This window comes from Stieleria marina, from assembly GCA_007741555.1.
Lineage (GTDB): Bacteria > Planctomycetota > Planctomycetia > Pirellulales > Pirellulaceae > K23-9.
Window position 1 is genome coordinate 4,926,452 of record CP036526.1, and the last position, 22,008, is coordinate 4,948,459.

General features: G+C 54.5%; 15 protein-coding genes. 12 read left to right on the forward strand and 3 right to left on the reverse strand.

Features of this window, described 5'->3' with window-relative positions:
- The first annotated feature begins 26 nt into the window (after positions 1 to 26).
- From K239x_RS17385 to K239x_RS17415, 7 genes are all read left to right on the forward strand, one after another.
- A complete protein-coding gene (locus K239x_RS17385; RefSeq protein WP_145419493.1) occupies positions 27 to 6,125 on the forward strand; it encodes a serine/threonine-protein kinase in 6,099 nt (2,032 codons plus the stop codon).
- Positions 6,115 to 7,476 carry a hypothetical protein gene (locus K239x_RS17390; protein ID WP_145419494.1) on the forward strand — a complete coding sequence of 454 codons (1,362 nt, stop codon included), beginning with the start codon at positions 6,115 to 6,117 and terminating at the stop codon, positions 7,474 to 7,476. Before K239x_RS17385 ends, K239x_RS17390 begins: the two co-directional genes overlap by 11 nt.
- Positions 7,477 to 7,705: 229 nt before the next feature.
- Positions 7,706 to 8,569, forward strand: a complete 864-nt coding sequence (accD, locus tag K239x_RS17395; RefSeq protein ID WP_145419495.1) for an acetyl-CoA carboxylase, carboxyltransferase subunit beta — start codon at positions 7,706 to 7,708, stop codon at positions 8,567 to 8,569.
- A gap of 56 nt (positions 8,570 to 8,625) precedes the next feature.
- Entirely contained in the window at positions 8,626 to 9,522 is an 897-nt protein-coding gene (locus K239x_RS17400) for a serine/threonine protein kinase (protein WP_145419496.1), read from the forward strand.
- 50 nt (positions 9,523 to 9,572) lie between these two features.
- Complete coding sequence (locus K239x_RS17405) at positions 9,573 to 9,761, forward strand: hypothetical protein (protein WP_145419497.1); 189 nt, start codon at positions 9,573 to 9,575, stop codon at positions 9,759 to 9,761.
- A 224-nt stretch (positions 9,762 to 9,985) separates the two neighbouring features.
- Positions 9,986 to 10,822 (forward strand): hypothetical protein, encoded by an 837-nt coding sequence (locus K239x_RS17410; protein WP_145419498.1) that lies wholly within the window; start codon positions 9,986 to 9,988, stop codon positions 10,820 to 10,822.
- Positions 10,800 to 10,997, forward strand: coding sequence for a hypothetical protein (locus K239x_RS17415; RefSeq protein WP_145419499.1), 198 nt, complete (start codon positions 10,800 to 10,802; stop codon positions 10,995 to 10,997). The genes K239x_RS17410 and K239x_RS17415 overlap by 23 nt, the downstream gene beginning before the upstream one ends.
- Before the next feature lie 20 nt (positions 10,998 to 11,017).
- Here the strand turns inward: K239x_RS17415 and K239x_RS17420 are convergent, their stop codons facing one another.
- The gene (locus K239x_RS17420) at positions 11,018 to 11,845 is read right to left on the reverse strand and encodes a polysaccharide biosynthesis/export family protein (RefSeq protein WP_419189091.1); all 828 of its coding nucleotides are present in this window, start codon (positions 11,843 to 11,845) and stop codon (positions 11,018 to 11,020) included.
- A 344-nt stretch (positions 11,846 to 12,189) separates the two neighbouring features.
- Here K239x_RS17420 and K239x_RS17425 point away from each other — a divergent pair, with 344 nt between their 5' ends.
- Entirely contained in the window at positions 12,190 to 14,259 is a 2,070-nt protein-coding gene (locus K239x_RS17425) for an AAA family ATPase (RefSeq protein WP_419189092.1), read from the forward strand.
- A 3-nt stretch (positions 14,260 to 14,262) separates the two neighbouring features.
- On the forward strand, positions 14,263 to 15,741 hold the full coding sequence (locus K239x_RS17430; protein ID WP_145419502.1) for a hypothetical protein: 1,479 nt from the start codon (positions 14,263 to 14,265) through the stop codon (positions 15,739 to 15,741).
- Positions 15,742 to 15,751: 10 nt separating this feature from the next.
- Here K239x_RS17430 and K239x_RS17435 read toward each other — a convergent pair whose 3' ends face one another.
- Complete coding sequence (locus K239x_RS17435; protein WP_145419503.1) at positions 15,752 to 16,933, reverse strand: hypothetical protein; 1,182 nt, start codon at positions 16,931 to 16,933, stop codon at positions 15,752 to 15,754.
- Between the two features lie 336 nt (positions 16,934 to 17,269).
- Between K239x_RS17435 and K239x_RS17440 the strand changes: the two genes are divergently transcribed.
- Positions 17,270 to 17,938 (forward strand): HEAT repeat domain-containing protein, encoded by a 669-nt coding sequence (locus K239x_RS17440; RefSeq protein WP_145419504.1) that lies wholly within the window; start codon positions 17,270 to 17,272, stop codon positions 17,936 to 17,938.
- A gap of 36 nt (positions 17,939 to 17,974) precedes the next feature.
- Entirely contained in the window at positions 17,975 to 18,232 is a 258-nt protein-coding gene (locus K239x_RS17445) for a hypothetical protein (protein WP_145419505.1), read from the forward strand.
- A 58-nt stretch (positions 18,233 to 18,290) separates the two neighbouring features.
- Here the strand turns inward: K239x_RS17445 and K239x_RS17450 are convergent, their stop codons facing one another.
- Entirely contained in the window at positions 18,291 to 19,943 is a 1,653-nt protein-coding gene (locus tag K239x_RS17450; RefSeq protein ID WP_145419506.1) for a DUF1559 domain-containing protein, read from the reverse strand.
- 260 nt (positions 19,944 to 20,203) lie between these two features.
- Between K239x_RS17450 and K239x_RS17455 the strand changes: the two genes are divergently transcribed.
- Positions 20,204 to 21,688: a PQQ-binding-like beta-propeller repeat protein gene (locus K239x_RS17455; RefSeq protein WP_145419507.1), complete on the forward strand. Its 1,485-nt coding sequence runs from the start codon at positions 20,204 to 20,206 to the stop codon at positions 21,686 to 21,688.
- Positions 21,689 to 22,008: the final 320 nt, after the last annotated feature.

Consider the following 22,008-nt stretch of genomic DNA (forward strand, 5'->3'; position numbering starts at 1 on the left):
CCGCGCAAGATCAGACTCTCCACGCCATGCCTGACGAAGAAACGTTTGACGCTGTACCGCCCAAACAGCCAGACGCATCCGCGCGTGACGGGCTTGATGACACGCAATCTGCCGCGTTTGTTGATCTACCAACCGATGTAGATTTTGAAGTGTCGCAGATTCACGCGGATGGTCTGCCGCATGAGTTGCAGAATCCGGCAACTCGAAAAGACCGACTGCTCGGCAGCCAACTTGGTCCCTATCACATCGTTGACAAACTTGCCGAAGGAGGCATGGGAGCCGTTTATCTGGCTCAGCAGAACGAGCCGATTCGGCGCCGCGTTGCGTTGAAAGTAATCAAGGGAGGAGCCGATTCGCAGCAGATCGTGGCTCGATTCGAAGCCGAACGTCAAGCGCTGGCGATGATGGATCATCCCAACATTGCTCGTATCATCGATGGTGGCACGACCAACGACGGATCACCGTACTTTGTAATGGAGTTGGTCGAGGGAGTGCCGTTGACGCGGCACTGCAACGACCGGCAACTGTCCATCCGCGAGCGATTGGAGTTGTTTGTACCCGTCTGTCGCGCGGTGCATCACGCACATGGCCGTGGGATTCTGCACCGCGACCTGAAACCATCCAACGTGCTTGTCGCCGTGACCGAGGACAGTTCGTCTGCGAAGGTGATTGATTTCGGATTGGCCAAAGCGACCGATCACCAAACCAAGTTGACGGACCATTCGATGTTTACGCAGATGGGCCAGTTGGTGGGCACGCTGCAGTACATGTCGCCCGAGCAAGCGGAGATGAATCCCGCTGAAGTTGACAATCGCACGGACATTTATTCGCTGGGCGTGATGTTGTACGAATTGCTGACCGGATCGACACCGCTGGATAGCAAGTCGGTCGGTAGTCAGCCGCTACTGAAAGTGCTGCAAAGCATTCGCGAAAACGATCCGCCGCGTCCCAGTGCGCGGCTGAGCCAAGCGGGGATTCCGTTGGACAAAGTCTCTCACGACCGAAAAATTCCGTCGAGTCAATTGAGGCAGGTTTTGCGGGGCGAGCTGGATTGGATTGTTATGAAAGCGATCGAAAAAGATCGCACACGACGCTACGATTCCGCCGGCGAGCTCGCGAAAGATATCCAGCGGTTTTTAAACGATGAAGTGGTTCAGGCGCGTCCGCCATCGTTGGTGTATCGATCCAGAAAGTTGCTCAAGCGTAACCGCAATCAAGCCATTGCGGCGGCTTCGGTTGTGGGCGTTTTGCTGTTGGCGCTCGTCGTGACACCCGTGTTTGTGAGTCTTCGTCGCGAGGCCGTCATCGCCAAGGCGGAACAAAAGCTGGATTCGGCTTTGGCCGAATTTCAACTCGACAGCGATGACTGGCAACAATCCAAGGACGTGATTGAGCAATTACGCGCCTATGATCCTAGTCGCGCCGACTTAGCCAACGTGAAACTGAGCCAAAGGACACTGGAGAAGATCGAGCAAGCGATTGAGCGTCCGCGGTTGCAACCGTCCGATCGCAAAAAGATCGGTGACGCGATCGATCGACTTCGCACAAGCGGCATCGGCAACGACCAGCGTTTGACCGAATTGCAGTCGCAGCTGGATGAACTGGCAAAGGACTGGGAGCTCGCGTTTTCGGCATCAGAAAAATCGCCTGCCGATTTTGTGGCGATGTTCCCAACCGCGACGCTGACACCCGGCGAAGGAAAGCTCTCTTTGGCGACCAGTTCGCCGGCTCCGGTGGATCCCGCCATAATCAACCTTTCTGCCAAGGATTGGTTCGAACCGTTGACGCTCAGCCGTTATCAATGCACCGGCGACACGCGTGTATCTGCGACGTTTACCGATTGGCAGCCGAGCTATGAGATCGGCATTACGCTTCACGGCGACATTTCGGGTGGCTACGACTTTGTGTTACGCCCGGCGGGACAAAAGGAAGGTGTTCTCGCGGGGCAAGGAACAGCACGAGCAACACTTGGCGATGCAATTCGGCGTGGTTTTTCGTGGGTGCTGGAGATTCGTCGCGGCGAGACGACGGTGCTAAACGATGTCATCCCAAGCGACCAATTCCGTATTGGCGATTCAATTCGGTTGACTGCGATGCGTGAGGGCAATGCACTGTCTGTCCGCGTCAACGACTCGGCAGAGCACCGAATATTGGAGCCATTCGCATACCGCTCCAGTGATTTCGGTCGACTGGGGCTTCGAGGCACGGCGGGAGTTTCGATCACGGAGATTGTTTGCGAATCAAGAAAACGCACTGGCGATCACTCGCCACTCCTGTCCGGTGATGCCCATTTTTCCAGAGGCGATTTGCAAGCAGCGTTGCAACAGTATCAACGCCAAGAAGAAGCGCAGAAGCAACTGCCTGATTCCGAAGCTGACTCGATGGTCTTGGCGGAATCGCAGTACAAAATCGCGGTCTGTTTGGATCAGCTCGGTCGAAGTGAGGAAGCAAGACTGGTCTTTCAAAAGCTGACACAATTTGATGACCAAACGTGGTCGTCATTGGCCGGCATACGACTGTTAGATCTTGCGATTGCGGAACAGCGAACTGCCGACGCGGATGCGATTTTTTCATTTCTGCGAACCACGGGTCGTCTGAGCAAAGCGGCGCAGCTTGTTTCGCCCGATGTAAAAACGCGGATCATCGCGTCGGGGAACAATGACCTGACACTCGGGGCGTTACTAAAACCCGATGCCAAACGACTCAGCCGCATCCAACGTTCTGCAGAGATTGATCGCATCCTGAGTTTCGATGGCGTAGGCACAATGTCCGTGCAGGTCGAATTGTGCCGAGCCTTGCGAGCCGAAGGACGGATCGACGAGTCCGCCGCTATTCTGGCAAGGCTCTGGGAGAATACGCGCAGCTGGGATGTGCTGCGCCGCTATCTACGTGCGCTCCGGGTTACCGGACGCAGTCGCGAAGCTCTGGCGATTGTGAACGGCATTTTGAAGGAGGGATACGATGCCAGCAGCAAAGTCCTGATCTTTCGGGCACTGATCCATATCAGCCTTGGCGACATGATTGCCGCAGAGCACGACATCGCCGCGGCAAAGCGAACGTTTCGAAAAGTCGCGAACGATATTTTCTTTGAATCAACCGTCACCCAAATCGATGGATTCTTGAAGTACCGCCGCGGAGACCACGCCGAAGCAGCGAAAGATTGGCGGCGCAGCTATCAGCTGTTTACCAATTTCCGTCAGACTGGAAATACAGCTAGCGATACTGCCAAAGACGCTGCGGCGATCAATGCACTGATGATGGGTGGACTGACGCAGCAGTCAAATAGCGAGGACATCCAGAGCATTTTCAATCGTGCGGCCGACGAATTTGGCACTAGTGGACTGTTGACGTTGCTGCCGGAAGAAACACTGACGCGCGTGCTGAACCAAATGTGGCGATCAGAGAAGGGGATGAAGTGGGCGGAACGGTTAGCGTTTGACCAAGTAAACCTGCAGGATCGAATCACCGTCATCGGGACACTGGCCGCTTACGAACTGATGATCCAGGGTGCGTTTAATTCTGTCGCGAGCGAGCAAGATCGGAACGAGGCGTGGGCGATCGCCGATCGAATAGTTCAGGGGGTATTGATCGACAATTCGCTCTCGATGGCTCAAGCCATGCAACTTGGACTGACGTGGAAAGGGACGACCAACTTTCTGGGCTGGAGTGGTGTCAATCAAACGCTAGACGATTCTTTGCGAGCGAGACTGGCCTACGTCATGGGGCATCGCATGATCGGCAAAGGCGACTTGGCAAGTGCGAAGACATTTTTCGACGAATCTCAGTCGCTCGAAGGTGCAGATCCCCAGACACGCCAGCTTGCCGCCAAGTCGCTGGAGCTCTTGGAAGCGAAGAAGGGCATCATCAAGTTCAATTGGAACGGAGATGATGCGATTGAAGTCGCGATTCTTGACAAAAATGAACAGGCAATCGAAACGGTCAACTTAAAGAGCGACGCGGTCGTGGAGGTTCCCCCGGGCGAGTACTCGATCAAAGTTGACCAAGATGCATCGGTTGCTTTGTTGCCTAAGTCGCCGTTGGTGGTTCGGTTGGGTTCGACGATTGATGTGCCGCTACAGCACGGATGGACTCCGTCGAATAACCCATCCACCATCTCGGGCGTCCTTAGTCATCCGGCAACACGGACCGACGCCACGCAGTGGCAGGTTGTGCGCAGTCGGCTCCAGGGCAACATTCGCGGGATCGCGTTTCACCCCGACGGCAAACGAATCACCTTGGCTGGATCCGATGGCATGGTGCGAACGTCTGACATCGAAACCTTCCAGACGCAAGCCATCATCTCACACGACCCTTCGGAAGTCCTTTCGGTCGATTGGTCACCCGACGGAAAAACGCTCGCTTTTGGTGACTACAAAGGCAATGTCTACTTCAGCGATTCTGAACAGTCGGTTCCCAAGCGGTGCGACCTGCTGGGTGGATTCCGCGTCAATCGGATACGCTGGAATCCTGCTGGGACGCTGTTGGCGGTTTGCGACAAATACAATCTGGTGACGCTGCTCAATCGGGATGGTTCCGTCAACACAGTCCTGCGACAGCACACCGGCGAAGTCAGGCATCTGGATTGGTCGCCGTCAGGAAATCGGCTGGTCACGGCTGGCATTGACCAGACAATTGTCTGGGACACCCAAGCGTGGAAACCGTTGTATGTGTGTGATGACATTGTTGATGCACGCACGGCACAGTGGTCACGCGACGAAAGGACGTTTGCGGTGGCGACCGGAAACCGAGTCATGCTTCGTGACGCCGGCACGGGCGATTTGGTTCGTCAAATCACCATGCCGGAGGGTAAGGAGCCTCGCGCTGTGACGTGGACAAGCGATCCGTCAATCCTGGTGATGGTTGGCTATTTCCACGGTCACGTGTTTTGGAACACTGACAAAGAGGGTGACGAAGCGCAGTGGTCAAACGAAAAATGGGGTTATGGACCACTGCGATGGCACCCCAAGGAGGAAATTTATGTCACAGGCAATCTCAACGGGCCAGTCTTTGTCCGTGGCGATGATTTCGACGGAAATGATTTCGAACGACTCAATGTGACAACGTGGAACGCGACGGAAACGATGGGCATTGAGGTATCAAAGTCGGGTCGTCACCTGATCGTCGTCAGCCGTTGGGGAAACACGCAACGTCTGGATTTGGCTACCGGTGAAGTGGAAAACTTCAAAACCGATTCATTGCCACAATCAGTTGCGAATCATCCGCATCAACCGATTGTCGCCCTGGGCCGCATGGATGGTCGTGTTGTGTTTTGCAACGAAAGTTTAGAGATCATCGCAGACGCTGCGCTGGCCCAAACGCCGGTTGAACGGTTGCAGTGGACGCTCGATGGAAAAACGTTGATTGGTTTTTCAAAAGATAGATCGATCTGGCAAATCAACGTTTCGATCAACACAGACAAGCCCGAGATTGAAATCGCAAGCAGTTCGCCCATGCAGCTAGCCACGCCGACCACCAAGGAACGTCATTTTGCACTGCATCCGTCTGGAAAGGAAATCGCGGTTGCGGATTTTGAAGGGCAACTGTCGGTGATTGCGGTAAAAGATGGAACAACGATTCGCAAGTTAAAAGAACGCAACGGACTGCAGACGTTAGCCTTTCGCGCCGACGGTAAAGTCTTGGCTGGGTTTTCAACCGCAAACAGTGAATTTTGGAACCGTGACGAAGACTGGCGATTTCAAAGCCTGCCAACTCCGGGCGGTCCATTCTACGTTCCGCGACCGATACTCCCCACCCGTCCCCAGTCGTTTGTAGTGGGTTGCACCGATGGTCAACTTTTGAACGTCATTGTGGATCAAGATGTTCGCAAACACGTGGTCAGCGGTATTCGACGCGACTCCGAGATGCTGCATGCAATTGCTCCGTCCCCCAAGGGATCGCTCTGGGTGCTTTGCCGCGAGGGAATCATTCGCGAAGTCGACCCCAGCACTGGCCGCGTGTTGTCAGCGGTAGTAGTCAATCGTGACGGGACGTTGGCCTACTTTTCTGCCGGCGGTCAATTGCTGACCGATAAGGATTCTGTCAAAGAATTGACCTGCATCGTCGAGCAAAGCGGAGGAGTACGCAGTGCAATACCGGCCAGAGAGTTCTATTCGAATGACCAATAAATCACACGCGAAATATCTCGTGCGACCGATTCTGATCGGGGCGTGGCTTGCCGCAACGCTTTTGCTTGCCGGAATCGGAACTTGCGATGAACCTGCTTATCCAATTGTGACGCCAAAGGACCGATCCGAGTATCTAAAGCAGACGCCCTGGATCGAGGTAATCGAACGTGAAGTCCCGCCGCTCGCAAATGATCTCGGCGATCGCATGCCGATGATCATGTGGCATGGTGTTGGGTTTGGGCCGCTTTCGCCCCAGCAAATCAAGGTGCTCCGCGACCGAGGGCTGACGCAGCATTTGCAAATGGACGCGTCGATGATTCCCGCGGCTCTGAATTTGCAAGCAGCAGGAATGCCCGTCATTTTGATGCAGGGAAGGACCGACAATTGGCCCTATTCATTGGCCGAAAACGCGGACGACTGGGCGCACCAATTCGACGTGACCTACCAGCCGAAATGGTTTGGTGACGACGATGCCTTTGCTTGGCATGGTGCTTGCCCGCACAAGACTGATGGCTGGAAAATCTTGGCACGACAAACGCGTGACACGATGAAACAGTTTCGTGACGCCGGCGTCAAAGTCACCGGCGTTTGGATGGACCTGGAAGGCGATCCGTATCCGTGGGCACATCTGTTCGACCAACTGAAGCATTGCCGTCGTTGCCGCGCGGAGCTACCGGCCGATATCGTCAACAACCAAGCCGCCTGGCGCGACGATGCTTGGCGGCGTTACGTCAATTTGTACGACCAGCATTTTGCCAAATCGATTCGGGATGTCTTTCCTGAATGCTTGGTGACAAACTGGCATGTCGTTGTTTCGACGACCAACAATCCCATTCGGTACTTTGTTCGTGATGTGAACCTGCCGGAGCTGTCGCTGAACTTTTTCAACACCACCAATCCCATTGCGTACGGCTGCGACGTGGGTTGGTTGGAACGCCCTTGGCCCGAACAGGGTTTGGGTGACTCAGACACTCAAGATGTTCAGGCACTGACGCAGAAAATGATTGACGACTTTTACTATCACGAAATCGTTCAGCAAGTCCAAGCCGACCACAAGAATCGAACCGCAGCGGGAACGCCGCATCTGACGGCCATCCCTTGGATCGCACGCCACTGCCGAATTGACACTCAGCAGCGGGCGGCGCCGTTGATGACGCGCGAGCGGTACCGTAGTGCGCTGGCGGAACTGTGGCGACACGACCTGACAACGATGCAGGTTTTTAATGCAATGCATGACGGATACGAACAATACGCGGTCACGGAGTTGCAGGATGCTGTTTTGGCGTTGGACGCGACTTTGGCCGACCGGCCTGAAACCGGGGCTGCTGGCGAAAAGCAGACGGTAAAATAGGGGCAACCGGTGACGTGCGCCGAATTCGGCAAACTTAGCTTTTCCGGCTTCTGCTCAGCCGCTGGCCAGTTCAGCGGCAGGCAAGTATCGTTTTGGTGGCGCCGAACAGCCAAAAATTGGCTAAACTGTTGCCACAACCGGATTTGGAAATCCGTTGCCTACTCCAAGAGCGAATTCGTTTACCCGAATTCATTGTCAATATACTTTTCGCGATCGTCCCCACGAGCGTATGTCCACTGTCGATACCAACGCATCCCGTGCTCAAGCCGAAGCTGCAACCAACGTGCCACCCAAAAAACGCGGCGTACCCGAAGGCCTGTGGCTGAAATGTCCCGGTTGCGGGGCGTCGGTCTATAAAAAAGAAGTTGAACAACAGCTCAATGTGTGCCCCAAGTGCGAGCACCATTTTTATGTTTCGGCCGTTCAGCGGATCGAGCAAGTGCTAGATGCTGGCACGTTTGAGCTGATGAACGACCACATTCGACCGACGGATCCGCTCGTGTTTACGGACCGACGCAATTATGCGGATCGTCTGATCGGCGAACAAAACCGAACGGGATTGTCCGATGCTGTGATGACGGGCACGGGCATGGTTCGCGCTCGGCGGGTCGCGTTTGCGGTCACCGACAGCGCTTTTATCATGGGAAGCATGGGGTCGGTCGTCGGCGAACGACTGACTCGATTGATCGAAAAAGCGACGGAGCAGAATCTGCCGTTGATCATCGTCAGTGCCAGCGGCGGCGGAGCCCGAATGCACGAAGGAATCCTGTCACTGATGCAGATGGCAAAAGTCTCGGCCGCTTTGGCTAGGTATGACGAAGCCGGCGGTTTGTTCATTAGCGTGCTGACAAATCCCACCATGGGCGGCGTTGCTGCCAGCTTTGCGTCGCTGGGCGATTTGGTTTTTGCCGAACCCAAAGCGTTGATTGGGTTCGCTGGGCCGCGAACGATCAAAGCCACGATCGGAATCGAATTGCCCGAAGGTTTCCAAACCAGCGAATTCCTGCTGGAACACGGCTACATCGATCGCATCGTGACTCGCAAAAACTTAAAAACTGAAATCGCTCGTGCCATTGACTACTGTGGCAAATAGTCGGTGATGATGTTCGCGTCTTCTTTTCTGCGTTTCCATTCGTTCAAAGAAATCCAATGAGTCTTTGGGACAGCCTGAAATCCTCGTTCGGCAGCAGCGGCGGTGGTGGCGGTAAGATCGACGTGCAAGCTCGATTCGAACGTCAGCGGACCGCCGCGACGGGAACGATGGCGCACTTCTTTGTCGCCAAAGACCGCAAGCGTGACAATCAACTGGTCGGTGTCAAACTGCTGGACATCGAAAAGGTGGAAATGTTTGAAGGCCGATTCAAAGGGCTGAACAAGCCGTCCGAAGGCCAGATCGCGATGATGATGAAGCATCCGCTGATCGCCGAAACGTACGAAATCGGGACGACCGAAAAAGGCCAACCGATCTTGGTCATGGAATACGTTTCCGGACCCAGCATGCAGAACATCGTGGTCAACAAACAGGAGCACCACGTCCAAGGCAAACGGCTGATGCTGATCCGCCAAATGGCCGAAGCGCTGGCGTATGTCCACGCCAAAGGATTTATCCACCGCGACATTTGCCCGCGAAATTTCATCTGCATGCCCGAAACCAAGGGCGTCAAACTGATTGATTTTGGATTAACGGTTCCCGCGACCGCACCGTTTATGGCTCCGGGAAATCGAACCGGAACACCGCTCTACATGGCGCCCGAGATTGTCCGACGCCGGGCGACGGACTTGCGAGTCGACATGTTTTCGTTTGGAGTGACTTGTTTTTGCCTGATCGCGTTTGAGCATCCGTGGCAAGCAGAATTGGTCAATGGTCGCGCCGCATTGAACCACGATACGCAGGCGCCAAAGAATTTGATTGACCTTTGCCCCAACGTGGACCCCCGATTGGCTCGCGCTGTGATGCACGCCTTGGACCCCAAAGTCGACTCCCGAACCAAAACCGTGGACCAGTTTCTACAGTCGATCCGCTCGGTCGAAAGCTGCTTCGTCTAGCAACGGCTGCGATCCGCCAAATCACATGCTCAAGGCTGTGATCTTCTGATTTGACGGTTTTTGCCGGAAATGCTGTTCCTGCCTGTTCGGATGGCGGCGACTTTAACGCCTTGATCTACGTGGTCGACCACCTGCTTTTCGCTCCCGCGAAGGGCCGAGTCAAGGAAATCATCGTGGGGACCGATGAAGAACTTTGGAGCGGGCTGATTTACACGGCAAAGCTGTCGGCTTTACACTGATTCCTCACAATCCGAACTCCGGTTGGGCAAGATAGGGGATTGGTAGTTTTAATAGTGATTTCGTTGACATCCGTTTTTGGACGTAACTATACTGCCGAGGTGGCCTTTTTCAGGTCATTTTCGTTGTTCTCGTCTCAGATGCGGGTCGGCTCCGGAGCTTTGTGTTTCGTGTGCAAGTTGACTTTGCACGCTTTTCCATTCGATCGCCACAGGTATTTCGTCCAATGACTCTGCTTGGAAAGTCATTCTCGGTCATCATCATGCTGCTCAGCCTGGTGTTCATGGTGCTTGCACTGGCCGTCAACGCATCACACCGAAACTGGCGTGATGTCGTTTTGGGCCCCGACGGCTACAAAGTTCAGATCGAAACGATCACCCGCGAAAACGAACAATTGGCCGACGCCAAAACGCGAGTGCAAGCTTCTCTGGACCGCGAACAAGCTGCTCGCCGGACCGCTCTGGCCGCCATGCAGACGCAGCAAGACCAACTAGAAGGTGAGTTGGAAGCCGCTCTGAACCAGAACCAACAACTCGAAGCCAAGAACACCGAGTTGTCTCAGTTGGACCGAGCACGGGCCGAAGAGCTCCAAAAGCTGACAGCCGAAACGGGCATGCTGCGAAAACAAATTCGCGAAGAACAAGCCAAACGCGACGGACTGTTTGCCGAGATGTTGGTGCTAACCAACAACATGAACGAACTGCGAGGCATTCGCCAAGAACTAGAGCTTCGCAACAAAGCCTTGTCCAAACAAGTCACACGATACAAAGAAGTCGTCGATGCCAAAGGCGTCGATATCAACGAACCACTTCATGGTGCACCGCCAAAACGAAACGGCAACATTTTGGTCGTCAATCGACCCAAACTGTTAGTCGAACTTTCGATTGGCGAAGACGATGGGCTGCGTAGCGGCCACGAATTAGAAGTTAGCCGCAAAGGCCGCTATGTCGGTCGCGTGCGAGTACGAACCGTAGCACCGAATCGAAGTGTCGCAGAAATCCTGCGTGACTACGCCGGCGGAATTATTTTGGAGGGCGATCGTGTCGACACAACTCTCGAGTGAAAATCGGAAACAACCCGCCAGCGTCTACACCGTCATGCTCGTGCTGAGCATGCTGTTTCTGTTGGTTGCCGTAATCGCAATGTTCATCGAACTCAATCGATGGTATCCCGATTACTACCGTACCAATACTGCTAGGCCACAAGCGATGGTCATTTCGGCGGACACCTTCGCGTAGAGCGAACGTGTCTACTGCGATCAGTTCGCTTGCCAACGGTAACCGTTCCACTGGTACGGCACCCCGTAGACATTCCCTTGCAAATGACTGGCTGGGAACGAAGGCATCAGTGCGGGCGATTGCAACTGGATCACGTCGCCATTGCGTAATTTTGCATGCGGTGATGTTGCGCGACCGTGGGAGTGAATCACTCGCATTCTTGCGCGCGAATCGTACGTTCCTGCCGCTGCGATAGCAGCAATCGCGCGGGGCCGATCCGCTGGTACTTGAACCGTCGCCACTCTTCGCGTGGCCAGTGCCGGGTTGTCGTGCAAAACCTTGACAGTCAACGTCCGTTTTCGCATCAACGACAGCGTGACTTGCCGGTCCTTCTTCAAAATTCGTTGATCAACGTACGCGCGTGAAATCTTGTCGCGAGCTTGTGTCACGGTTAGCCCGCGAACGGAGATGGGATCTAACAGCGGCATCGGCAGAGTCCCGTCGTTGAGCACGACCATTGGATTGCCCACAGCAGGAAACGTACCGTCACCTTGCGAGGGCATGTGTACGGGCGCGTCGCTGTATTTGCCCGTCACCCCCATCACAATCACGGCCAGAACATCGCCCGCATCAAGCCGGTAGGCCGCTCGCGAACTGGAACGTGAAGTGGCTCTGGTTCTAGACGTGGATCTTGATGTGGTTCTATAGCCTGGCGTGCTGACACCGGACGTCGACAATGTTCGTCGCTGCGTCGGCACCTGGGGCATTCGTTGGTACGTCGAACGATAAGACCGATACTGCTGTTGAGGGGCCATCGTTTGCGAACTGCCTAGCCCGGGCACCATCAGACACGAAACAACAACGACCATTACGGCCCGCCGTCCTTTCTGACAAAACTGCAACATACAAGTGCCCTGGTGTGCCAAGTGTAAGAAGAGGGATTCTTAATCATACAGCGCAGTTCAGTCGGAGCTTCCCCAAATACCATGCCGGACCAAAGTTGCGGCTTGGCGATCCCGTTGCTCTTAGCCTGCCTCTCGGCGAGCGACTTCGCCGTTCACAAACGCAAAAGCTTTTTTAGCAGTGAATTGTTTCGGCAAGGCGCTGCATCATTGACCGCGTCATGATTGCATCTGCTCCTGAACTGGCAGACAATTGGTGCCATACTTCTTGTCGGCCCCCGCTTTGCACCTTCTTTTCTGGACTTTCTTCTTTGGCAGCAAAAGAATCCAATTGGCCTCCCGTACCGCGCAGCGAAATTCTGCCGCGGACGCGCGCTGCTCTTCGCGAACGTTTCGTGTACTGCGATGAGATTGCCGACGTTTTATCGGCCGCGTTCTACGAACCTTGCAACCTGCTGTTGTGGGGGCCCGGCGGACACGGCAAATCCGACATGGTCATGAACGCGGTCAAGGGACTGGGCGTCTCCGAAGACGAGGTTTTCGTGCAGTCATTTGGCGAAGGCATGAGCGAAGATCGACTTTGGGGCGGCCCGGATATGGCATCACTTGATACGTGCTTGCGGTATGACACCCAACGCTCGTTCCTTTCGCCGCAGTACAAAGTCGTGGTGTTCGAGGAACTGTTCGATGCGCCAGCCCAGGCGCTGCTGCCGTTAAAAGACGTGCTGACGCGCCGTGTTTTCATGAATGGCCCCGACGCAGTCGCAATGAACGCTCGAGTCGTGATCGCATGCACCAACAAGGATCCTCGGGAATTCGCCGATGGCAACGACGCCGTCCAAGCATTGATGGAACGATTCTTATTGCAGAAAGAAGTACGCTGGCCGGCGTACGAAAAGAAGCACTACCGCGAACTGTTTGCCAAAGTTCACCGCGATTCCAGCATGGGTGGAAAAGAGCTTCACACGCAGTTGTCGAAAGTCATCGCAGGATTGAACGAAACAAAAAGCTTTGTCATGTCGCCTCGCATGGCACTACAGGCTCTAAAGGTCGTCACGAACTGTGCTCGCATGCGCCCCGACAAAAAGATCACCGCCGAGGCATTCCAGAGCATTCGCTTTGTCCAGGGCATGCAGTCGTACACGGCCGAACTGGAACGCAAGATTGAAAAACAATTACCCAAGAACGCCGATTTCGAGATCCAGTTGACAGACCAGGATCTGCGGGACGATTCACCGGGACTGCGAACACCACGCGAAAAAATCCCTGCCGTCGTTCACTCGACGCTCAAGAAACGATTCATTCATTCGCAAGAGATCATCCAAGTTCTGACTCACGCGTTTTTGCAGCCCTGCAATGTCCTGCTATGGGGTCCCGGCGGACACGGCAAATCCGACATGGTAATGACGGTCCTCAAAGCGCTCGGCTACAAAGATCGCGAGATTTTCCTGCAGTCGTTCGGCGAAGGAATGAGCGAAGATCGACTCTGGGGCGGACCGAACATTGCCAAACTGGACGAGTGCTTGGAATACGACACGGACCGTTCGTTTTTGCCCTACGAAGTCGTCGTCCTGGAGGAGATCCTTGACGCTTCGTCACAAGCTCTCTTGCCGCTCAAAGACGTTCTGACACGCCGCTTGTTCATGAACGCTGATCAAGCCGTGCCGATGAAATCCAAAACCATCATCGCGTGCACCAACAAAGATCCGCGACAGTTCGCCAAGGACAGTGACGCGGTCAAAGCACTTCTGGAGCGGTTCCCATTGCAACTGGAGGTTCGCTGGCCGTCTTACGAACAGAAAGACTACGAGGCGTTGTTTGCCAAAGCCCATCCTGAGTCAAAGTCGGATCGCCGCAAACTGCATCGTATTTACGCGCACGTGATCGCAAACCTCAATGACGATCGCGAGACGGGATTTCATGTCTCGCCCAGGATTGCTCTGGGGGGACTGAAACTAGCAGCCAACAGCGTCGGTCGCCATGGTCGCAAAAAGATGATCGTCGAGGATATTTTGACGATCCGAAACGTGCAGGGCATGGAGTCGTACAAGCACGACATGGAGGCGTTGATCCGCAAGGCGCTGCTGGAAGGTGGCGTCGAAGTGCTGTTGAGCGATATCGACGAACGCGCTGAATGCATGCACGGTCGAATGGCCGAGATCAACGAGATTTTTGAAAGTGCCAAGGATTTAGACGAAGAAGCGCGCGGCGACGTCAACGACGAAGCGATCAATGCCATGCTGGACCTGATGAGCGGCATGGACCAGTTAAAACGCGAGTTGATCTTCATCCAGGTCGCCGACCCCAAACTGCAAGTCTGGAAAGAAATCACCGAAAAAAAGGTCGACGAACTGAGTGCCGAAATCGAAGCGGGGACATAGCCGATGTCTGCCGTTTCCATTGAACGAGCCTATCGGAATTTCATCAAATTTCACACGCACGTCACCTACCCCGAAACCAGCGAACGTCGCCAGCAAATCAACACGCTGGAAGTAATCAAGAAGCTCGACGCGATCGGGATGAACCACGTCGATGTGCCCATGATCTGGGATGGCGTTCACTTGGTGGACGAAGGAAAGGTGGCGGGAAAGACCGAGATAGAGCGACGTGTTCGTTTCACCTACCGAATGCGGATGTGGAAACTGACGCAGTTTGTCGACGAAGTGCTGCATCTTGCCGACCGAGACATCGGCACTTACTTGGACCTGGCCAATTGCCTGCGCGAAGTCGATTTTGATTTGATCAAAGGACGCACGGATATCGACCGCGCCATTGCGAACATCGCAGTCATCGCCACGGCCAAGCGTTCGTTGGCTGTTGGAATTCCGCCCGAGGTGATCACCTATCAAATCAACTGGGCACTCAATGAAGTGGCACATCTGGATGTCGACGAGATTGAATTGCTGGAGTGCTTGCCCGACGAAGCCCAGCTAAAGCCCGATGGCAAAGTCGATCACAATCAAATGGCCCAGGACCGCGGCATATCATCGATCCGATTGGTTGACAACATTGACACTCGCGGCCGAATCGCATCCCTTTTTTGCGATTGCTTTGGCGGGAAGAGGAAGGAATCGGAGAAGAAAGAAATGCAACCGCTATCGATTCGTCGATTGGATGTTGCCTCGCGTTTTTTGGCCGAACCAAGCATGGAAGCGTTGCTACGAATTTCGCGAATCGCAAACGAGTACGTCGCTTTCCAGCCTCGTTTTGAAAAAAAGATGATTTCCGCACCTGATGGTGATCAAACACGGATGCGGATGATGGAGTCGTATAGCGAACTCCCAAGACTGGCTCCCGCAGCATGGGCCCTTAAAGTTGCGTCGCCAAGGTATTTTCGCTACCGATTGGCGACCAAGAGTTTTATGGTCCGCGAAAAGATCAAGCGAAGCGACAAGAAGCAGTTTTTTTACGCGATGTTGGATCGGTCCAAATCAATGCAGCAGGGCGAGCGCATTTACAAGTTGATGGCGATCCTGATGAATCGATTGCGTGCGGTCGGCCGACGCGAGGCGATCTTGGGATACAGTTTTTTTGATTCCGTCGTCCACGAAGAGATCATGGTCAACGATATCGCGGGTGCCAAAGACGAAATCCGAAAGCTGCATCACGAGTTTTTTGTAGGCGATGACACGGACATTAACTTGGCACTTCGCGAAGGCATTGTTCGCATTCAAAAGGTCGTCGGGGAAATCGAAGCCGAACGGCCTGAGCTGATCATCGTGACGGACGGTGATCACGGCATCAACGTCACAGCCAAAGAACTTAAAGGCATCGTGCTGCACGTCTTTGTAGTCGAACAAGAAAACGAAGACTTAATGGAACTGGCGAGAAAGACAGGCGGTGTCGCACTGCAGCAACTGTAGATCACGTCGCCTACTTGATTGGTATCAGTTGGAATGAATTGTCAGACCAGGCGACTTTCAAACCAGACTCTTTTGCCACGATCTCGATCACTTGACGCAAGGTTTTGTCTTTGATGTCCACTGAGATAATCTTGTCGCGTGCGGCTTGAGCCGATGGCGCGAAGATGCATTTCATCTTGGCCACGCCTGCGAGTTGATTCAGAATGCTTCCCGCTTTGGACTTGTCGATTTTCAAGCTTTCGATGTGTCGCTCATCAAGGCTCCGCTTGGGCGTATTACTGGAGGCGTTGCCCAAAACGGCCGTCGTCAAAATTCGATGCTGCTTGGCCGTCAATTCGATCGATGCAATGGAACTGCGCGAGTTCAGTGCGGGTGGATCCGAGAGTGTACCGATCGCCGATTTGAGTCCGTCGTTCTGCGTATAACGCCGCGTTACTTTTTCATTGGCCGAAAGCGGCAGAGTTTTGGCAGTGTCGACTTGATTGGGCGATGAGAGCCGGCGCCCGAATTGAGCGAGAATCAGGTTCACGGCAACCGGCTTTTGCACATGATTCAGCGTGACGGCAGGCCAAAGGTCATGAGGCAAAGCCAGCGTTTTTTCCACCGATGCCCCGTTTGTTTTCGCCAGAGCTTGCCGCGGAGTCGTCAATTGCTCCCACGAAACATCGCTTCGCGGAATCGAATTGGCAGTCGGCATCACTGCCGCTGCTGTGGCGTCCACCCAATCCGCACGCCCAATCAGCACGACGTTTGCCACGGGCATCGCAACGCAGTTTTGTTGCTCAGCGACATTTGCCAAGGCAGCAAAAACGTTCGGCCCCAGCTGTCCGGGGTCCACGATTTGCGAAGGGTCCACAAATCGGTCGACCCAAATATTGACTTCGGCTTGGTTGGCCACTTGCACCAGCGTCGCTCGAAACGGCTTGCCCTGGATCACCAACGACATCGGCGCAGTGAGCTGCTGGTAGAACCGTCCACCGGCCAAGAAATCGTCCGCACGACAACGACCGGGCATTGCGAAAATGACTGCCGTGATCAGAAATGCCGAACGCACCAACATCGACCTGAGCTTCGCAGGAACCGGGACCGCACACCTCAGTGAACAGTTGCTAGTGACTCGGTAAATCGCAACAAAGGGCTGCGTCTTTTCATCGCGTTGGTTTGGGGGGAATAGGAGGATCTTGTCGGGCATTTGCGATCATCGACGAGGAAATAGGCTAACTCGAGAAAGCCGAACTATCCCATTTTGGGACGTGTCCCTGAAAGCCGAAGAACGACGAATTCGCTCCTGTTCCAAGCGGTTGGTTGCCCCTGAGACACTCTCTAATTAGACTCGCATCGACCGAAGAAAACGAGGCAAAAAACGGCAGTTTGTCGGAGCAGCAACGTTGGCTTCGACAACGGTATCCATCATGCGTAGCTCGGACACTTTGGATCACCGCCCAACACACGCAGTTGCCCGTCGTCGGCCGGCGCATAGGATGCCCGCGACGCGAACGGAAACTTTACCAACACGACGGAACATCCTGTGACTTCACCTCTGGTACGCACGACTCGCCTTACAACGGCCTACCGCCGCTATCTTGATTCTGCCAACGCACCGCGTTTCGCGACCGAGGTTGACGAGTTTTACTCGCGTCCCACTTTGATGACATTGCTATCACGTGGCGATGTCGAAATGCGACGTGCCGCTGCGATGGCACTGGGCATGCTAGGTGACCGCGGCTCCGTTGAAACATTGGGCCGTGCACTTTGCGATGAAGACCGCGGAGTGCGATTAGCTGCCGACGATTCGTTCCGCGCCTTGCTGGTTCGCGAAGCTGCGCCGCTGCACCACCAACAATTGCTTAAGGTCATGCACCTGAATGATGGTGGCGAATACGCTGCGGCACTTGCTCCCACAATGATCTTGGTCGATCAAGCTCCGTTTTATGCCGAAGCCTATCACCAGTTGGCAATTTGTTGGCATGGATTGGAGAATCACTCGCAAGCCGAATCCGCTTACAGTTCTTGCCTGTGGCATTGCCGCTTTCACTATCCCGCTTGGCAGGGACTTTCGCGATGCCTAGTCATGCTGGAAGATTACCCCGGTGCGGTCAACGCTCTGGAGCGATGCCTGCAAATCTGTCCTGATATCGAAGGTGCGAGGATGCAGATTCGGGCGATTAAACGACGGATGCGTCAGTCCGACGTCTAGTAAAATTCGATCGACACGCAAATCTAGAATACTGCCTTGAGTTACGACGAACAGCTTGTCGGATCAGTCGCCATCATCATCGCGTGCATCGCCGCACTGATCTCAGCCGGACCATGGGAAGCTCCCTATCAGCTACGCACGATCGGCATAATCACCGACCGTTGGGGAAAACCGGCAGCGCGTAGCATTTGGCTTGCCATCGCGCTAGCATCGTTGGCCGCCGGAATCGCAATCTTCAGCGGGACGCGGCCATCGTATGTAGAACCGCCTCAGCAGACATCGCTTGATCGCTAGTCGACGCTTGGTCTCTGACCACGTCGCTCGCTGATTCTCTGGACGGCTTTTTGTCTGGCTAGCGATTGACGACTTCTCCACCGGCTCGCGTCAGCAAACCCTGCAGCAATTGCAGATCGATCGAGTGCGTTATAAAGACGACTGCTCCATCGCCCATCAAAACGTGGCATCCGCCTTGATGAATGTGGCCCATCTGAGGAATCGGATTTTCAAAATCCAATTCCAACGGCGTGGGATCTGACCACGTGATCGCTTCGCTGGCTTTGACTTCCATGCACAAAATCGTGTTGGACAACCCGTCGGTGATATCGCGAAATCGCGTGTCGCCTTCTAGCTTCACTCCGATTTCCTCTCCCGTCATCATTCGAAAGACCGTCTTGCCTGGCGGAAGTGGCAAACTGGGATCGCTAAACACGTCGCTAATTCGGTCGACCAGCTTGATGTTGTGCTCGCTGTCCCAAGGTTCATCCAGATGAAACTCTTGGTAGAGCTGCTGTTGTTCGACAAAGGGCAAGATCGCTACACGCCAGCTCAGCAACGCCTTGCCGTTGTCGTCACGAATCGGCCCCGGCAGCTTATTGTAGGCGGAGTGATAATTGTGAATCGCCAATCCGATTTGCTTCAAGTGATTTGACGCCGTCATTCGCCGGGCCGCTTCGCGAGCCGCTTGGACGGCGGGCAGCAGCAGTCCCACCAGCACGCCTGTCGTGGCGATCGGAATCTCCGCCGTCACGCGAATCACGACTCGATCATTTTCCTGTTCAGGGCGAATCTTGCCAACAATGAAGTTGGCGATCCTCACCAGGTACGCTCGCTGTGCATCGGGCATGCGGCCCTGACCACGAATGCCTTGCATGGCAGATTGCAACAGCTGCGCACGACCGTATTTGATGGACCGCACCAAAATCTGTCGAACTTCATCCGCGGCTTCGGCATCCTTGCAAATCAATTCGACACTAATACTCTGTGCGGCGCCTTTCATGGCATTGTCTGTCATGACGGCGTCAACCAAATCGAGGATGTTGATCAGATCGCTAAGCTCGGCAGGAATATCGTCGCCCGCGTCATCCATGACTTGCTGGATCATCGGACGCAACGTTTCCAATGACATTAACATTTGTGACGCCTTATCGCCCATCGCGTTGTCACGAATCAAATCGTTGACCGCCCCAGTCCCATCGGCTGCCAACATCGGCTGCAACATCAGTTCGCTTGCCACCAAAATTTTGCGAGGCGTGACCGCGTGCAGCAAAAGCGTCGCGTTGGACTGATCCAAAACAAACACGGTCTTGCCGTCGATAGTCTGAGTCGCCGGCGTGGCCAACAGTTCTTGCGAAATTTTGGTCGGGTCGTAATCTTCGGACAACGTGACGACGAACCCTATCGCCGTAGTGCCGCGGTCTGCCAACAACGATGAAACGGTCTTGATTTCGATGATCGACATCGGGTCCAAACCCAGCATGGATTGGCTCCAGGCCTGCGCGACTTCGATCGGCAACCAATCAAAGCCCGGCGTTTTCAAAAACTGCGGAGCATTCATACGCGACACCATCATCGCGTCGACAGGGACAAACTCCGTCTCCGTACTGACAAATGGCGCATCGGTGGGTTGCAATCCTGCAGGCAGTTCTTGTGAACACACTGCGTCAATGCTGGTGCAAGCAGACAAGACGGCCAGCGTGAGCGAAAAGTAAAACCGAACGGTGTACATATTGGGAATCTCGCGCGGAGTCAGAGTACCAAGGAAAGCCAGTGAATGCCAAATCAATGAAAACGATCAGACCAACGATATCGAATCGTGCAAAAGGAATCGAAACGAAGTCATCATCGTAACGAATTCCTAGGCCCAAATTGTTGGCGACGTGCTGGCAATTTTGTCAGACACTGAATTTGGCCGAGGCAGTACAATGCGGGCCAATGGATGGCGAACCGGATCGCTGAATTGACAACCGAACCCCAACGAGAGATCTGATGAGATTTGTGACCGCTGTGCTATGGATGCTGGGAACAATCGCCCTTGGAATGTCGCTTGGGGGGACGCTGCCGAACGTCGCCGCCGATTGGCCTCAGTGGCGAGGCCCGCAGCGCACCGGGTACGTCGACGCGGGGCCTTTGCGAACCGAACTGCCAACCGAAGGACTTGAACCGGTTTGGAAATTTGATTCGCTCGCCGGCGGCACGTCGGGCGGATGGAGTTCTCCCGTCGTGGTAGGTGATCGCGTTTTTGTTTACGCCCACACGAAAGTCAAGAATTCAGATGCCGACCTGGGCGAAGCAAAGTTTCCTTGGCTCTCTCCAGATAAACGCACGATGTCCGACGCCGAGTATCAAGAGTACGAAACAAAACGGCGTGACGAAAACGAACGCCGCGCCAAGGCATATTCATTTAGCCAACGACTGCTTTGCTTAAGCCTGTCAAGCGGCGAGGTCGTCTGGGACAAGATCGAAGAAACGGTTTACACTCGATTTACCCAGTCGAGCACTCCGTGTGTGGCGGGTGGCAAAGTGTTTTTGCTGACGCCAGCACGAACGGCAAAGTGCTATGACGCTTCGACCGGCGAAGTCCTCTGGAGCCAACCTTTACCGGGCAAATTCCGCGACGAGTTCTTTGCCAGTTCCTTTGTAGTCGACGGCGACACTGCGATCGTTTGTTGCGGACCGGTCTTTGCGCTCAGTACCGATGACGGCCACGTTTTGTGGACGGGTGACACGGACGCCGAATATCAATCGCACAGTAGCCCACTGATTTGGAAAGCCAAACAGGGCAGTGTCGTGATCGCCAACACGTCCGGTGGACGCACTCAAGCTTACCGCGCGAAGGATGGGTCCAAGCTTTGGGAAATCAAAACCGGTGTTGGAAGTTCGACGCCAATCTTGGCGGGCGATCGTCTGCTGACCTACGGCTCGTCGCGCAAAAGCGGGCTGACAGCTTATACTTTGGACGCCAGCCAAATCGAAAAGACACCATCTCAGGTTTGGCAGTTTCAACGGGCCGCTGATTCGGGAACGACGCCGGTGGTTCGCGGCGACGAAGTGTTTGTGCAAGGCGAAAAACGCGTCGCCAAGATTAACTTGAACGATGGCAAGGCGGTCTGGCAAACAACGCTCAGAATCTCGACTCCCAAGTACACCTCACTGATCGGAGCCGGCGAACAATTGTTCTTTGGCTGGGAAGGCATTCTGGCCATCGATGCCAACGGAGACAAATTCAGCCAGCTCTACGATGCCGAAATTGATTCACGAGGGCGACTGATCCGTGGCGAAGATCTCCGAAAGCTATTGGAATTGGACAAGGTCGCCAGCGAAGAAGATGGTTTGTCCAAATCAGAGGCGCTCTGGCAACGCGAAGCCGTCAAATCGGGTCCTTTGGGATGCTGTACGCCGGCTTTCAGCAACGGCCACCTGGTCGTGCGGCTCCGGGACAGCCTTGTTTGCTACGATTTACGGAGGCAGTAGACCACGCTGCAGCTTGTTAACGGCACACTGGACCGCGATGTTAAATTACCGCCGCCCTCCGAGGAAAGTCGATGGTTCTTTTTGCATCGATTGGCAACAATGGGGACTGAACGGTTGTATTAGCCAACGTTGTTTCCCCCCAATGTTTCGATTTGATGGGGTACAAAATTGACTGCTCCTGCGATGATAAATAGTCGCGATGACGCCGAGCATGGACCAGGCGTGTCATGACACTTGAGTAAGATCGATAAGCTGCAACGATAAACGTATCGCTTCGCTAGAGCTACAACTTCCTTTTCTCACATCACGGATGATACAAG

What these genes read in the sequence shown, in the direction of transcription:
- K239x_RS17385 (WP_145419493.1), top strand. Translation starts at nt 27, where the DNA reads ATGCCTGACGAAGAAACGTTTGACGCTGTACCGCCCAAACAGCCAGAC.
- K239x_RS17390 (WP_145419494.1), top strand. Translation starts at nt 6,115, where the DNA reads ATGACCAATAAATCACACGCGAAATATCTCGTGCGACCGATTCTGATC.
- accD (WP_145419495.1), top strand. Translation starts at nt 7,706, where the DNA reads ATGTCCACTGTCGATACCAACGCATCCCGTGCTCAAGCCGAAGCTGCA.
- K239x_RS17400 (WP_145419496.1), top strand. Translation starts at nt 8,626, where the DNA reads ATGAGTCTTTGGGACAGCCTGAAATCCTCGTTCGGCAGCAGCGGCGGT.
- K239x_RS17410 (WP_145419498.1), top strand. Translation starts at nt 9,986, where the DNA reads ATGACTCTGCTTGGAAAGTCATTCTCGGTCATCATCATGCTGCTCAGC.
- K239x_RS17420 (WP_419189091.1), bottom strand. Translation starts at nt 11,845, where the DNA reads ATGGTCGTTGTTGTTTCGTGTCTGATGGTGCCCGGGCTAGGCAGTTCG.
- K239x_RS17430 (WP_145419502.1), top strand. Translation starts at nt 14,263, where the DNA reads ATGTCTGCCGTTTCCATTGAACGAGCCTATCGGAATTTCATCAAATTT.
- K239x_RS17435 (WP_145419503.1), bottom strand. Translation starts at nt 16,933, where the DNA reads ATGCCCGACAAGATCCTCCTATTCCCCCCAAACCAACGCGATGAAAAG.
- K239x_RS17450 (WP_145419506.1), bottom strand. Translation starts at nt 19,943, where the DNA reads ATGTACACCGTTCGGTTTTACTTTTCGCTCACGCTGGCCGTCTTGTCT.
- K239x_RS17455 (WP_145419507.1), top strand. Translation starts at nt 20,204, where the DNA reads ATGAGATTTGTGACCGCTGTGCTATGGATGCTGGGAACAATCGCCCTT.